Genomic DNA, 13,876 nt, shown 5'->3' on the forward strand with positions numbered 1-13,876 from the left:
CGACCGCGGCACATCCGTGAACTGGACGGCGGGCTCCGTCGGCACCAGGATCGCCGACACCGTCAGCAGCTTCGAGGCCGAGCGCTTCGCCGAGTCGGCGAAGGCGTCGTCACCCAGGAACTGCGCCGAGACACGGTAGGTGCCGGCCGCGAGCCTGGGCAGCTGCAGCTGCACCGTGCCGTCTGCGGACACCCGTGCGGTCCCCAGTTCCCGCGACCCGGCGGTGAAGAGCACCGTGCCGCTCGAGGCGCCGGAGACGACCGCCGAGACCGTCGGCCGGTCGCCGACGCCCACCTGGTACGAGCTCAGCGTCACCGCGGAGAGGAACACCGGCGCGAGGTCGATGGTCACGCGCTTCGACTTCGAGGTCGCGGCTCCGTAGCGGGCGTCACCCGCGTAGCTCGCGGTCAGCTGGAAGCTGGTCGCGGCCGCGGGCACGTGCGCGAGACTCGCGACGCCGTTCTCGACGGTCGCCGATCCGAGGGCTTTGCCGTCCGCCAGGAACTCCACCGTTCCCGTGGCGTCCTGCGGCAGCGACGCGGCCAGCTCGATCTCGTCGCGGGCGACACCGCGCGTCTCGCCCGACACCTGCACCGTCGCCGACAGCTTCGCGACCTCGGCGGTGATCTCGGCCGAGGCGGGGGCGAAGGCGCCCGACTCGTCCTGGAACTCGGCGGCGAACTGCTGCGCACCGCCCGCCGCGAACGACTCCGCGGCGCAGACCGCGCTGCCGTCGTCCACCGGCACGGCATCGCATCCGGGAATCGCGGCACCGGCGTTCGTGAAGGAGACCGACCCGGTCGGCGATCCCGCACCCGGTCGGTTCGCGGAGACGGACGCGGTGAGCGTGCCACCGGATCCCACCGAGAGCGTTCCCGCCTCGAGCTCGAGCGCGGTGGCCGCGGCGCCGAGCAGGAACACCGATGCGTAGTCTGTGCCGTTGGCGCCGCCCACGATATCGGGCACTCCGTTGCCGTCGAAGTCGCCCGCGCCGCCGACCGAGCGGCCGAGCTGCGCGCCTGCCCCGGCACCGTCGATGCGGAAGCCGAGCGCGGGATCGAGCGCGGCGGTGGAGACGGTGCCAGTGCCGCCCGGCTGACCGTAGACGACGTAGAGTGCGCCCGCGTTCGAGCCTGCGGAGTCATGGGCCCAGGCGCCGACCGCCGTGTCGGGTACGCCGTCGTTGTTCACGTCGCCGACGCCCGCGGCAGACCAGCCGAGCTTGTCGCCGTCGGCTGCGCCGTCGATCCAGTAACCGCGGGGCACCACGGCGCCCGCGCAGCTGCCGCTCGTGTTGACGCTCTCCTCGTCGCAGCTGTAGACCGCGTCCGTGCTCGCCCCGGGGGCGGTGAACACGGTCTGCGGTGACGCCGATCCGAACACGATCGCCGCCCCACCGGCCCGCGGGCCGGTCTGCGCATTGGAGACCCCGTCGCCGCCGACCACGAAGTCGGCCAGGCCGTCGCCGTTCACATCGCCGAGCGCGGCGACCGAGGTGCCGAGCCGGTCCCGGCCCCGCTGCCCGCCGTACACCGCGAAGCCGCGCGTGCCCAGCTGGCCGACGTCGATGCTCTGCGGATCCGCCGATCCGAACACCGCATAGGCCGCACCCGCGACGGGCGCGCCCGCGCCCCACGGGGTGGCGGCGTAGCTGCCGAGCACGAGGTCGGCCAGGCCGTCGCCGTTGAGGTCGCCGACGCTCTCGGCCGAACTGATCTGCCCGCCGTTGCCGTCGATGGTGAACAGCACGCGCGATGATCCCGGCGCAGAGGCGACGTCGATCGTGTTCACGTCCGTCGAGCCCGCGATGACCCACACTCGGCCGATGTTCGCCATGGCCGGAGTACCCGCCGCGGCGTCGGCCGGGCGGTCGTACAGGTTGTCGGTGATCGCGAAGTCGGCGAGGCCGTCGCCGTTCACGTCGCCCAGACCGCTCACCCAGTATCCGAAGTTGGCGCTGCCTCCCGGCGCCGAATTCTCCGCGACGGCCGCGGAGTTCGTCACTTCGAAGCCGCGGGTGCCCAACGCATCCACGTCGACCGGTTCGAAGTCGGCCGCACCGAGGATCACCCAGACGCGCTGGGTGCGGTTGGATCCCACGATCACGTCGTCGAAGCCGTCGCCGTTCACGTCGTTCAGGCAGGAGACGCTCATGCCCGCGAACGCGTTGGGGATGTTCGGTCCGTCGATGCGCACCGCGCCGACAGCACCGCCGGTGCCGATCGGGCCGCCGACGGGATCCGCCCCGCCCAGCAGCACGTAGGCCGCGCCGGCGTTGGACGTGCCGCCGCGCTTCCACCACCAGTCTCCGACGACGGTGTCCTCGACGCCATCGCCGTTCACATCGCACGACCAGCGACTGGCGCCGTATCCGAGGTCGCCGCCGGCTTCGCCGGTCCAGCGGATCTCGGACACCGCGGGTGCGGCCGGGGGCTCCTCGGCGAGCGCGGGGCTCGCGACGAGCGCTGTCGATACGAGTGCAAGAGCGGCGGTGACGCCGGCTCCCGCCCTCGCGAGCGCGGTCCTTCTATTCACGATGGTCCTTTCCTTGACTGCCTGTACTTCGCATCTGCCCGCGTTCCGCGTCCGTCCGCGTGTCGGTCTATCCGCACTGCAGCGGGCGATCCCGCTCGGGGTCCGGCCCCGGCGCGCGTGCCTCAGTTGGGCGCGTGCACCCCGTTGTTCTTGCCGTAGTCGGCCTTCGCGTCGAACTTCTGCCGCGCGAGCTGCACGGATCCGAGTACGCTCCCCGGTTTGACGATCTGAGCGACGGATCCGACCGCGGGCTCCGGTCGCGCCGAACCGCCGTAGGGATCGGTGTAGATGACGCCGGATGCGGTGCCGGGGCTCGTGAGCTGCAGATCCCCCAGGTAGAAGTCTCGCTGCGCGCCGTCGAAGGGCGATCGAGGATCCTGATAGTCGAAGCGCTCGATGTCGTCGAGCCCGGCCCAGAAGTAGTCGGTCGCAGGGTTCTCCTCCAGCCAGGCGAGATCGACCGGATGGCTGATGCCGTTCGTCGTCGCGGTGCTGGCGCCGGGATCGTACACGCGGCTCGGATTGCGCACGCCGAACCAGGGATCGAAGTACGCGAGCACCGAGCCGTCCTTCGCCACGATCTTGTTGTCGCTCTCCCACACCTCGTAGAGCGTCCAGTCGGTGGGGTTGTTGCGCACGCAGTCGTGGGTGGGGATCGTGCGCTTGCCGCCGTCTCCCGCGGGCAGCGTGCTGCCGACCGTCGGGATGGCGGTGTCGGGCGCGCAGGTGCCGTGCATCTCGTTGGCGTTGCCGAAACGCGTCAGCGTCGAGGTGAGCACGTCGGTGCCGTCGTTGCAGCGGGCGGCGAAGAGCATCTCGTGCGCGTTGTTGGCGGTCGCGTCGGCCGACCAGCTGCCCTGATGCAGTTTGATGAGCACGTCGCAGACGAGCTGCGAGCCGTCGCCGCGGGTCAGCCAGCGGCGATCGGCGTCGAGCATCTTCACGTTGTTCGCGACGAACACCTTGTGGCCCGCGTTGTCCTCGTGCCGCATCGACATGTTGCCGTGCTGGTGCACATAGGCGTCGAGCTGCTCGCTGACGTACCCGAAGGGCAGGCCCTGCGGCTCCCCGTCGACGTAGTCGGCGGGGGCGAGGTTGTCGGCCACCCACTGGTAGATGTCGGAGCTCGCGGGGTCGGCTCCGTGCTCGTGTCCGAAGGTGCACAGCTGCCCGGTCGCGGGATCGGTGACCTGCGCCGGATGCCAGGTGGGGTAGCGCTTGCCGTCGGGGCCGATCGCGACGTACTGCTCGTGCAGAGCGGCGGGGCAGGTATCGTACTGGGTCGGCGCCCAGTTGCGCTGGGCGAAGGCGACGGAGTCGGCCCGCACAGGGGGCTCGGGATCCACGGGCTTCTCGGGCTTCTCCGGCTTCTCGGGTTTCTCCGTCCCGATCTTGCGGTCGTAGCGGTGCAGGAACGCCGCCATCGCCTCACGCGTCACCGACGCCTTCGGCGCAAACGAACCATCCGCATTCCCCGTCGTGATCCCCGACTCCGACAACCACGCGATCTGCTTCGCGAACCGCGACCCCGCCGACACATCCGTGAACGGCGCCTTCCCCGGCGCCGAGAACTTCGGCGACCCCGCATACCGGTACAGGAACGCCGCCATCGCCTCACGCGTCACCGACGCCTTCGGAGCAAACGAACCATCCGCATTGCCCGTCGTGATCCCCGACTGCGCCAACCACGCGATCTCCCGATAGAACCGGTGCGACGTCGGCACATCCGAGAACGGACTCCGCGTCGGCACCGAGAACTCCGGCGACCCCGCATACCGATACAAGAACGCCGCCATCGCCTCACGCGTCACCGGCGCCTTCGGAGCAAACGAACCATCCGCATTCCCCGTCGTCACCCCCTCACCCGCAAGCCACGCAATATCGGCATAGAACCGATGCGACCGCGGCACATCCGTGAAGGACCGGGCCGCTGCGACGCTCTCCGCGATGGCGACGCGGGCATCCGAGGGAGCCTCAGCAGCCGCGACGACCGGGACAGTCGCCACCGCGCCCGACGCGATGAGGGCCGCGCAGAGCAGGGCGCCGAGGCCCCGCACCCGCGGTCGTCGATGGTTCCGAACCGTTCCGCTGCTTCGACGGCGCATGGTTCTCACTCTCGTTCAACGGCTCCCGCCGGCTCCGGAACCCGACCAGAACCTCAACATCATATCTAGATAAGGTTCCCCTTAGGAAGATCTGATGTTAAGGTGATCTCGCCGGCTCTCATTCTCCGGCAGCAGTAGATGACTCAGAACGCGAATGGCCGCTCCCCGGTACGGGGAGCGGCCATTCGTATGTCGTCGCGAATCTGTGCTCAGGCTCCGGGACGGTCCCCCGGGAGAGCCGGCGCGGAAGCGGGCGGGCGGCGCAGGGTGCCGGATCCGCCGGCCTCGAAAGCTGCCGCATATCCGAGCAGCCGCGGATCGGAGTAGGCGGCGCCCGCGAATGTGAGGCCGACCGGCATTCCGATATCGCTCATGACGCCCATCGCCACCGTCACGGTCGGGATCCCGAGGTGGCGCAGCGCGTAGTTGCCGTTCGAGAAGAACACGCCGTTCGACCAGGCGTGATCGGCCGCGGCGGGATCCCGCTCGGCATCCTCGCGCCCCACGTCGGCGTTCGCCGGGAATACGACGCCGTCGAAGCCGTTCTCGGCGAGCCAGTCCTCGAAGAGCCGTTCGCGCAGCTGCACGAGTGCGCGCAGGCCATCCGCGAAGTCGGCGCGCTCGCGCGGATCCGGGATGCCCGCCTTCGCGTAGGCCACGGTGGCGCGGTAGCGGTTGGCGTAGTCCTCGACCTCCTCGTAGCGATCGGGCAGCGTGCCGGGGGGCTGCGGGAAGATCCGGTCCGGATCCACGACCCCGAGGTTCGGGATCGCGGGGTCGCCATTGGCCTGCAGGAAGTCGTCCCAGCCGAAGGCGAGGAAGTCGGTGAACTCCGTGTCCATCCAGCCCTCGGGCAGCACGCCCAGCGCGCCGACGTTCTCCTGGCCCGGGCGATCGCCCTCGTACTGTTCGATGAGCGGGAAATCGGTCACCACGACCTCCGCCCCCAAGTCCTCCAGTCGCGTCTTCGCCTGCTGCCAGAGCGCGATCACCGACGGTCGCACCGCGATCGGGAAGTCGGGATCCTCGCCCAGGTACATGCGCGGGGCCGCGAAGCGCTTGCCCAGCAGCGGCTCGGAGTTCCCGTCGCCGGAGCCCTGCACCTCGAGGTAGGAGGCGGGCCGATGCTCGCTCGGCTCGGGCAGCTCCACCGCCTGCTGGTTGCGCCAGAAATCGCCGCGGGTGATCGGATCGTCCTGCACGAGCACGTCGAGCAGACGCAGCATGTCGGGCATGGAGCGCGTGTGGGGCACCACGACGTCGCGGGCGGGGAACAGCGGCCAGTTGCCGCGGATGCTCAGGATCCCCCAGCTCGGCGTGTATGCGCAGAGCCCGTTGTTGGAGGCCGGGCTGCGGCCGGAGGACACCGTCTCCTCGCCCATGCCGAACACCGCGAGGTTCGCCGCCGTCGAGACGCCGGAGCCGTTGGACGACCCGGAGGCGTAGGCCGCGGCGAGGTAGTCGCGGTTGTAGGGGCTCTCGGCGCGGCCGTAGACGCCGCGCTGCATGCCGCCGTCGGCCATGGGCGGCATGTTGGTCTTGCCCAGGAGCACCGCGCCCGCCTCGCGCAGCTTCGCCACGGAGAACGCGTCCCACTGCGCCACGAGGCCTGCGAATGCCGGCGATCCCGAGGCCACGGTGAGGCCCTCGACCATGTACGAGTCCTTCACGGTGAACGGCACACCCTCGAGCGGCCGTGGGTCGCCCTCACGCCAGCGCCGGTCCGATTCCGCGGCGTCCTCGAGCGCGCTCGGGTTCGGCACGACCACCGAGTTCAGGCCGTCGGGGCCGCGATCATAGGCCTCGATGCGTGCCAGGTAGCGCCCGGTGAGCCAGACGCTCGTGATCTCCCCGCTCCGAAACGCCTCGAGCACCTCTTCGACGCTCGTCTCGATCAGCTCGAACGCTCCCGTGCGATCACCCATGGGTTCCTCGTCTCTTCTCTTCCAGCCGTTCGGCATTCGATCTTCGCCCGTTGCCTCGATCGACGTGCACGACGTATCCTGAAAATAGTTTCAGTTGCGAACGCCCGGGTGTCAAGTGCCGCGGGCGGCCGGCGCGCTGGGAGAGGAGCGGCGACCATGGCGAGCGACACGAGAGAGCGCATCCTCGAGGCCTGCGAACGAGTCATCGCCCGGGCCGGGCTGCGCGGATTCCGCATGGGCGACGTGGCACGCGAAGCGGGGGTGTCGATCGGCCTGCTCGCCTATCACTTCGGCGATCGCGACGGGCTGCTGCAGGCGGCTCTCGACCACGTGAACGAGAGCGCGGCCAGGCGCGCGGGCACGCATCCGGCGACGCTGCCCGCATCCGCATCCGCATCGGCATCGGCATCGGCATCGCCCGCCGAAGATCCTCCCGCGCTCGCCGGGACCGGGGCGCTCACCGCCGGCGAGCACCTGGCGGCGCTGCTGTGCTCGGAGTTCGGCGATGATCCTCAGGTGCGAGCCGGGTCGATCGCCTGGAACGAGCTGCGGGCCGCGGCCGTCTTCGATTCCGGGCAGGCGACGGCGCTCGCGCGCTCGACGGCGGACTGGCAGCGCGCCGTGCGGGATCTGCTCGCGGAGGCCGTTCCCCGCACCGAATCGGGCACGGTCGCGCTGATCCTCACCGCGCTCGTCGAGGGGCTCTCCGGGCGCTGGCTCACCGGGCAGATCACCGCGCGCGAGGCGCAGGACGCGGTGCGCGCGGAGCTCCGCGCGCGAGGGCTGCTCACCGACCTCGGCTGAGCCCCCGCTCGTGCCGGGCGGTGCCGGGAGCCCCGGCCCGCTCCCCCGCGACCCGCTGCAGGATCTCTCCGAGCCAGCGCGCGACCGGGGGGATCCTGCCGCGCTGCGTCACGAACATTACTCGCCGCTCCCCCAGGTCCTGCACGGTGGGCCGCAGCACCACGTCGAAGTCGGCGTCGACGGCCGTCGCGGTGGTGAGCGCGCAGCCGAGTCCCTCGGCCACCAGGCCGTGGATCATGGTGAGATCGTCCGTGCGCATGAGCGGGCGCACCGGGTGCCCGAGCGCGTGGCAGACCCGCCGCAGCACTCGATCCGAAGCCTCGTCGTCGCTGCGGCTGCACAGCCACGCGACACCCGCCAGGTGCGCGAAGTCGAGGGTCTCCTGCCGCGCCCACTCGCTCTCGCGGGCCACCATGACGCGGTACGGCTCGGACAGCAGCGTGTCGAGCGTGAGATCCGGCGCCTCGAAGGCGGGTTCGGTCGAGGCGTCGTAGATCAGCCCGGCGTGCACTTCGCCGCTGCGCAGCAGCCGCACCACCTCGGTGGGCTCGGCCTCCACCACCTCGACGCGCACCGAGGTGCGCTGCTGCAGCTCGGAGATCGCCGCCGGCAGGAGCCGCGAACCGATCGAGGCGAAGGTGCCGACGCGCAGCGTGACGAGCCCCGCGTCGCGCTGATCGGCGACCGCCTGCTCCGCTCGATCGAGGCGCTCGAGGATCTGCTCGACCTCCTCGGCGAACGAGACCCCGATGGGGGTCAGCCGTGTACCGGATCGGCCGCTCTCCACGAGCTTCACCCGCAGATGCGCCTCGAGCCCGCGGAGGTGGTGGGTCACGGTCGGCACGCCGTAGTGCAGCGCCTCGGCAGCGCGAGTGAGGCTGCCGTGCGCCCGCACCGCGAGCAGCACACGGAACTGCTGCAGATTCATCATGGAATAGAGAATATGTCACTAGCACTGAAAACCTGATATATCGCAGGGGTGCAGAACTTCCTATTCTGGGGTGCATGCCCCAGGTCTCCACTGCACAGCCGGCGCCTCCCCTCGACGCACGGGACGCCGCCGCCCCGCTCGGCACCCCCGCGGCGGCCGAGACCCCCGAGGCGGCCGGGATCCCCGAGGCGACCGGAATGCCCGAGGCTGCCGAGATCCCCGCCCACCATTTCGAGACCCCGTTCGCCGATGCGCTCCGCGCCCTCGCGAGCCACGACTGGCAGCGCCTGCACGTACCGGCGCACCAGGGGCAGGCGGAGAACGCGCCCGGCGTCGCGAATCTGATCGGCGCGGAGGCGCTGCAGCTGGACTTCCCGATGCTCTTCAGCAACGCGGATCAGGACACCTGGCGACTCGTCACCCCGGGCCGGGCCACCCCGATCATGCGCGCGCAGCACCTCGCGGCCGAGGCGTGGGGGGCGAGCCGCACCTGGTTCATCACCACGGGCGCCTCGGGCTGCAACCACGTCGCCACCACCGTGGTTCGCGGTCTCGGCACCGAGGCCGTCGTGCAGCGCAGCGTGCACTCGAGCGTGATCGACGGCATCACTCACGTAGGCATCACACCGCACTTCGTCCACGGGTCCGTCGACACCGGCCTGGGCTCCTCGCACGGCGTCACCGCGGAGCAGGTCGAGACCGCGCTCACCGCCCACCCCGGGAGCGCCGCCGTCTACATCGTCTCCCCCAGCTACTTCGGGGCCGTCGCCGACATCGCCGCGATCGCCGAGGTCGCCCACCGCCACGGGGTGCCGCTCATCGTCGACGAGGCGTGGGGGGCTCATTTCGGCCTGCACCCCGCCCTGCCCGTGAACGCCGCACGTCTGGGCGCCGACCTGGTCATCTCCAGCACTCAGAAGGGCGCCGGATCCCTCGCCCAATCGGCCATGCTGCATCTGGGCCACGGCCCGCAGGCCCAGCGCCTGGAGTCGCTCGTGGACCGGGTGGTGCGCTCCTATCAGTCCACCAGCACGAGCGGCTTGCTCCTCGCCTCGCTCGACGAGGCTCGGCGCCACCTCATGACGCGCCCCGACATGATCGAGCGCGCACTCGCGTCGGCTGAGCAGATTCGCGACCTGGTGCGATCGGATCGCCGCTTCCGCGATGCCACCCCGGACATCCTGGACCGCCCGGATGCGATCGCCAACGACCCGTTCAAGATCGCGATCGATACGCGGGGCGCGGGCATCACGGGCGACGATGCGCACAACCGCCTGCTGCGAGACCACCGCATCTACTGCGAGCTGTCGACGCCGGCCGCTCTGCTGCTGCTCATCGGGGCCACCTCGCACGTCGACGTCGACCGCTTCTGGCAGGCGCTCCAGTCGCTGCCGGAGGCGGAGATCGAGCCGGAGCGCCCCGTCGCACTGCCCGACGCCTGCGAACGCGCCATGGGGCTCGACGAAGCCTTCTACAGCGCCGTGGAGACGGTGCCGGTCGCCGAGGCCGTCGGCCGCATCTCCGCCGACTCGCTGGCCGCGTACCCGCCCGGCGTGCCCAACGTCATGCCCGGCGAGGTGCTCAGCGAGCAGGTCGTCGAGTTCCTGCGCACCACCGCGGCCTCGCCGTCCGGTTACGTGCGGGGCGCAGCGGATCCCGAGCTCTCGCTCTTCCGCGTCGTAGTCTAGTTCTTCGTCCCGGCCGTTCGGCCGCCCCCGTTCTCCGTTCAGGCCGCCCGGCCGCCGCACAAGGGAGTGTCATGACTTCAACCGAAACCGTCGCGCCGCACGAGGAGATGCATCGCGGTCTCAAGAACCGCCATCTCCAGCTCATCGCCATCGGAGGCGCGATCGGCACCGGTCTCTTCCTCGGCTCGGGCAAGCTCATCAGCGTCTCCGGACCGTCGATCATCTTCGTCTACATGGTGATCGGCTTCTTCGTCTTCTTCATCATGCGCGCACTCGGCGAACTGCTGCTCTCGAACCTGCACTACAAGACCTTCGGCGACATCGCGAAGGACATGCTCGGGCCGTGGGCCGGGTTCTTCGTCTCGTGGAACTACTGGTTCTCCTGGGTGATCGCCTGCGTCGCCGACATCGTCGCGATCACTGCGTACGTGCAGTGGTTCAATCCCGACGTGCCGAGCTGGCTCCCGGCGCTCATCACCGCCGGCGTGCTCCTGGTGCTCAATCTGCAACCGGTGAAGTACTTCGGGGAGACGGAGTTCTGGTTCGCGATCATCAAGGTCGTGGCGATCCTCGGCCTCATCGCGGTCGGCCTCATCCTCATCGTCACCCGCTTCGAGAGCCCGGACGGCAACGTCGCGTCCTTCGCCAACCTGTGGGAGCACGGGGGGATGTTCCCCATGGGCGCCAGCGGCTTCGTACTCGGCTTCCAGATGGGCATCTTCTCCTTCATCGGCGTCGAGCTCGTCGGCACCGCTGCCGCCGAGACGCAGAATCCCCGCAAGACCCTGCCGAAGGCCATCAACTCGATCGTCGCCCGCATCCTCATCTTCTACGTCGGCGCGCTCGTCGTGATCATGAGCGTCACCCCCTGGGGTCAGATCGAGGCGGACAAGAGCCCCTTCGTCTCCACGCTCGTCCTGGCGGGCTTCGGCCTCGCCGCGTTCGTCATCCAGCTCGTCGTCCTCACCTCCGCGGCATCGAGCGCCAACTCCGGACTGTACTCGGGCACACGAATGCTCTTCGGGCTCTCGAAGGACGGCCATGCGCCACGATCGTTCTCCCTGACGGACAGCCGCGGGGTGCCCCGCGCGTCGGTCTTCTTCACCTCGGTGTTCCTGTTCGCCGCGATCCCGCTGCTCTTCGCCGGCGACAGCATCGTCGCCGCGTTCACCTTCGTGTCCTCGATGTGCGCGACGCTGATCCTCTTCACCTGGGGATCGATCGTGGTCAGCTACATCGTCTACCGCCGACGCCATCCCGAGCGGCACGCAGCCTCCAAGTTCAAGATGCCGCTCTCCCGCATCGCCCCATGGCTCGTGCTCGCGTTCTTCGTCTTCATCGCCGGCACCCTGCTCTACGGCGAGGACACACGGCCTCCGTTCCTGGCGACGCCGTTCTGGTTCCTGCTGCTCACGGTGCTCTGGCAGCTGCGCAAGCGCAAGCTGCAGCGCGAGGGGCGCCCCCTGACCGCGCCCGTCCCCACCGTCCAGCACCCGCTCGACGAGGAGGACTAGGAGGAGGCGGGGCCCTCAGCCAGCAGGGCCCCGCAGCTCAGGCGAACGCCGAGAGTCCGGTGATCTCGCGCCCGATGATGAGCGCCTGCACGGTCTCGGTGCCCTCGTAGGTGTGCAGCGCCTCGATGTCGGCGAAGTGCCGCGCCACACGATTCTCGAGCAGGATCCCGTTGCCGCCGAGCAGATCGCGCGCGTTGGCGGCCATCGACCGCGCCGTGCGCGTCGCCGTGTACTTGCCGAGCGATGCGCCGGGGCCGGTCAGCTCCCCGGCCTCTTCGGCGCGGGTGAGCTGCATGAGCAGGGCCTGCAACGAGGTGAGCTGGCTCAGCATCTCGGAGAGGCGCGCCTGCACGATCTGGGAGGCCGCGAGCGGACGCCCGAACTGCACGCGCTGCTTCGCGTAGTGCACCGCGGTCTCGTAGACCGCCACGGCATGCCCGAGGGCCGACCAGGCCACACCGAGCCTCGTGGCCTGCAGCACGCGGGCCGTGTCCTTGAAGCTGTTCGCCCCGGGCATCTTGGCGTCGGCGGGCAGGCGCACGCCGTCGAACTCGATGTGGGCCTGCCAGATGGCGCGCAGCGACACCTTGCCCTCGATCGTGGTCGCGAGGTAACCGGGAGAATCCTGCGGCACGAGGAAGCCCTGCACCTGCCCGTCGTCGCCGCGCGCCCAGACCACCGAGATCTGGCCCACGCTGCCCGAGCCGATCCACTTCTTGTGGCCCGTGATCACGTAGCCGTCGCCGTCCGCAGCCGCACGCGTCTCCAGGCTCACCGAGTCGGAGCCGTGGGTGGGTTCGGTCAGTGCGAAAGCACCGAGCTCGGTGCCCCGCGCCAGCGGCTCGAGCCAGCGCTGCCGCTGCTCGTCGGAGCCGCAGTACGCGATGGATCGCAGGGCGAGGCCACCCTGCACCCCCGCGATCGTCGCGACGGATCCGTCGCCGCGCGCCAGCTCCATCATGGTGAGGCTGGCCCCGAGCAGGCTCTGCTCGGGGAAACCGGGGACGTCGATACCGTCGCGCAGCAGGTCGAGTTCGCCGAGGCGCCGGGCCAGATCGAGCGGGTACTCGGCGCGGTCCCAGATTCCGGCGATGACGGGGCGCACCTCGTTCTGCACGAAATCGCGAGCGCGGTCGCGGTACGCGAGATCCTCTGCTGAGACGCCGCGGAACACTCCGGCGACGTCGGGATCGAGCGGCTCCCACAGCTCGTACTCCGGCTCCTCGGTTCCCTGGCTGACTGCGGCGGGCCTGGTGTTCGTCATCGGAGGTCCTCTCTGCGCCGTTCACGCACCGGCGTCTCTGGTTCGAGCATGCCTGAGACCGGGTCTCACGTCAAGCCCGTATTGCGGAGAGTTTCGGCATCCTTCGTTTCAATAGAGCCATTTCCAGCCATGAAACCTAGTGTCAATATGGCTCCCTGTGCTAACTTCGGCGTATGGCCATCAAAACTCCCCGCGCCGCTGCCGCACCCGACAGCTCGACGGCCGCCATCCGCCGTCTCGCCGAGCGAGGCTACGACGCGACGACCGCGGAGGATCTCGCCGACGCGGTGGGCATGAGCCGGAGCACCTTCTTCCGCCGATTCGGCAGCAAGGACGACGTCGTCTTCGCCGACCACGACCACGCGCTCGCCCAGCTCGAGGCCTTCCTGTCCGCGACGGAGCTGCCGGCGGGCGAGGCGCTCGTCGAGGGCACGGCCGACGTGCTGCGGCTGCTGGTGCGCGACCCCGAGGCCGCTCGCCTGCGCTTCGACCTCATGCGGCACACCCCGTCGCTGCGCGACCGCGAGCTCATCATCACCCACCGCTACGAACGCGTCTTCGCGCGCTACATCCACGAGGCGCTGCAAGCGGGCAGCCCGGGCTGGGCCGGTCCCGCCCTCGCGGCCTCGCTCGTGGCCGTGCACAACGCCACCCTGCGCGACTGGTTGCGCGGACGGGTGGCCGACGCGCCCCGGGCCGTGACCCGCGATCTGCGGCAGCTCGTCGCGCTCTACGATCACTGGCTCTCGCCCGGTGCGGCCGGGGGACGGCGGCGCGTGCTCGTGGCCGTCTACGACGCGGCGGGATCGCCCGACGCCGTGCTGGGAGCGGTCGCGGCCCAGCTGGGGCGCGAGCAGTAGGATCCCGGCTGCGCCGAGCGCAGCGGAGTCGAAACCCGGCACCCCGTCATCCTACGCGGAGGCGAGACCCGGCACCCCGTCATCCTGCGCGGAGGCGAGGAACGAGCCGGAGTCGCAGGATCCATCGGAGCGGAGCTGACGGTGTGGATCCTGCGACTCGCTCCGCTCGCGCAGGATGACGGGGACCCCGCCGGTCGAGCGCAGCGGGGACCCCGCCGATTGAGCGAGCGGAGACCACGCCGATTGAGCG

At 70.2% G+C, this 13,876-nt stretch carries 10 protein-coding genes; 4 read left to right on the plus strand and 6 right to left on the minus strand.

Features of this window, described 5'->3' with window-relative positions; all coding sequences use genetic code 11:
• The 3 genes from AMS65_RS16640 to AMS65_RS16650 all read right to left on the minus strand — a co-directional run.
• On the minus strand, positions 1 to 2,535 hold a 2,535-nt coding region (locus AMS65_RS16640; protein ID WP_053385300.1), incomplete at its 3' end, for an Ig-like domain repeat protein.
• A 122-nt stretch (positions 2,536 to 2,657) separates the two neighbouring features.
• Positions 2,658 to 4,640 carry an S-layer homology domain-containing protein gene (locus tag AMS65_RS16645; protein ID WP_083451798.1) on the minus strand — a complete coding sequence of 661 codons (1,983 nt, stop codon included), beginning with the start codon at positions 4,638 to 4,640 and terminating at the stop codon, positions 2,658 to 2,660.
• A gap of 209 nt (positions 4,641 to 4,849) precedes the next feature.
• A complete protein-coding gene (locus tag AMS65_RS16650) occupies positions 4,850 to 6,565 on the minus strand; it encodes an amidase (protein WP_053385302.1) in 1,716 nt (571 codons plus the stop codon).
• A 156-nt stretch (positions 6,566 to 6,721) separates the two neighbouring features.
• Here AMS65_RS16650 and AMS65_RS16655 point away from each other — a divergent pair, with 156 nt between their 5' ends.
• Positions 6,722 to 7,369, plus strand: coding sequence for a TetR/AcrR family transcriptional regulator (locus tag AMS65_RS16655; protein ID WP_053385303.1), 648 nt, complete (start codon positions 6,722 to 6,724; stop codon positions 7,367 to 7,369).
• Here AMS65_RS16655 and AMS65_RS16660 read toward each other — a convergent pair.
• The gene (locus tag AMS65_RS16660; RefSeq protein ID WP_053385304.1) at positions 7,353 to 8,300 is read right to left on the minus strand and encodes a LysR family transcriptional regulator; all 948 of its coding nucleotides are present in this window, start codon (positions 8,298 to 8,300) and stop codon (positions 7,353 to 7,355) included. The genes AMS65_RS16655 and AMS65_RS16660 overlap by 17 nt on opposite strands.
• Before the next feature lie 74 nt (positions 8,301 to 8,374).
• Between AMS65_RS16660 and AMS65_RS16665 the strand changes: the two genes are divergently transcribed.
• Positions 8,375 to 9,988, plus strand: coding sequence for an aminotransferase class I/II-fold pyridoxal phosphate-dependent enzyme (locus AMS65_RS16665; protein ID WP_241489490.1), 1,614 nt, complete (start codon positions 8,375 to 8,377; stop codon positions 9,986 to 9,988).
• Positions 9,989 to 10,059: 71 nt separating this feature from the next.
• Entirely contained in the window at positions 10,060 to 11,502 is a 1,443-nt protein-coding gene (locus AMS65_RS16670) for an amino acid permease (RefSeq protein ID WP_053385305.1), read from the plus strand.
• Positions 11,503 to 11,539: 37 nt separating this feature from the next.
• Here the strand turns inward: AMS65_RS16670 and AMS65_RS16675 are convergent, their stop codons facing one another.
• Complete coding sequence (locus AMS65_RS16675; protein ID WP_053385306.1) at positions 11,540 to 12,766, minus strand: acyl-CoA dehydrogenase family protein; 1,227 nt, start codon at positions 12,764 to 12,766, stop codon at positions 11,540 to 11,542.
• A 173-nt stretch (positions 12,767 to 12,939) separates the two neighbouring features.
• Here AMS65_RS16675 and AMS65_RS16680 point away from each other — a divergent pair, with 173 nt between their 5' ends.
• Positions 12,940 to 13,626: a TetR/AcrR family transcriptional regulator gene (locus AMS65_RS16680; RefSeq protein WP_053385307.1), complete on the plus strand. Its 687-nt coding sequence runs from the start codon at positions 12,940 to 12,942 to the stop codon at positions 13,624 to 13,626.
• Positions 13,627 to 13,677: 51 nt separating this feature from the next.
• On the opposite strand, the gene AMS65_RS20165 is transcribed toward AMS65_RS16680, so the two are convergent.
• Positions 13,678 to 13,876, minus strand: a 199-nt coding sequence (locus AMS65_RS20165; RefSeq protein WP_206542007.1) for a hypothetical protein, incomplete at its 5' end; no start/stop codon positions are given.

Source organism: Leucobacter celer subsp. astrifaciens, assembly GCF_001273835.1.
GTDB lineage: Bacteria > Actinomycetota > Actinomycetes > Actinomycetales > Microbacteriaceae > Leucobacter > Leucobacter celer.

What these genes read in the sequence shown, in the direction of transcription:
- AMS65_RS16645 (WP_083451798.1), bottom strand. Translation starts at nt 4,640, where the DNA reads ATGCGCCGTCGAAGCAGCGGAACGGTTCGGAACCATCGACGACCGCGG.
- AMS65_RS16650 (WP_053385302.1), bottom strand. Translation starts at nt 6,565, where the DNA reads ATGGGTGATCGCACGGGAGCGTTCGAGCTGATCGAGACGAGCGTCGAA.
- AMS65_RS16655 (WP_053385303.1), top strand. Translation starts at nt 6,722, where the DNA reads ATGGCGAGCGACACGAGAGAGCGCATCCTCGAGGCCTGCGAACGAGTC.
- AMS65_RS16660 (WP_053385304.1), bottom strand. Translation starts at nt 8,300, where the DNA reads ATGATGAATCTGCAGCAGTTCCGTGTGCTGCTCGCGGTGCGGGCGCAC.
- AMS65_RS16665 (WP_241489490.1), top strand. Translation starts at nt 8,375, where the DNA reads ATGCCCCAGGTCTCCACTGCACAGCCGGCGCCTCCCCTCGACGCACGG.
- AMS65_RS16670 (WP_053385305.1), top strand. Translation starts at nt 10,060, where the DNA reads ATGACTTCAACCGAAACCGTCGCGCCGCACGAGGAGATGCATCGCGGT.
- AMS65_RS16675 (WP_053385306.1), bottom strand. Translation starts at nt 12,766, where the DNA reads ATGACGAACACCAGGCCCGCCGCAGTCAGCCAGGGAACCGAGGAGCCG.
- AMS65_RS16680 (WP_053385307.1), top strand. Translation starts at nt 12,940, where the DNA reads ATGGCCATCAAAACTCCCCGCGCCGCTGCCGCACCCGACAGCTCGACG.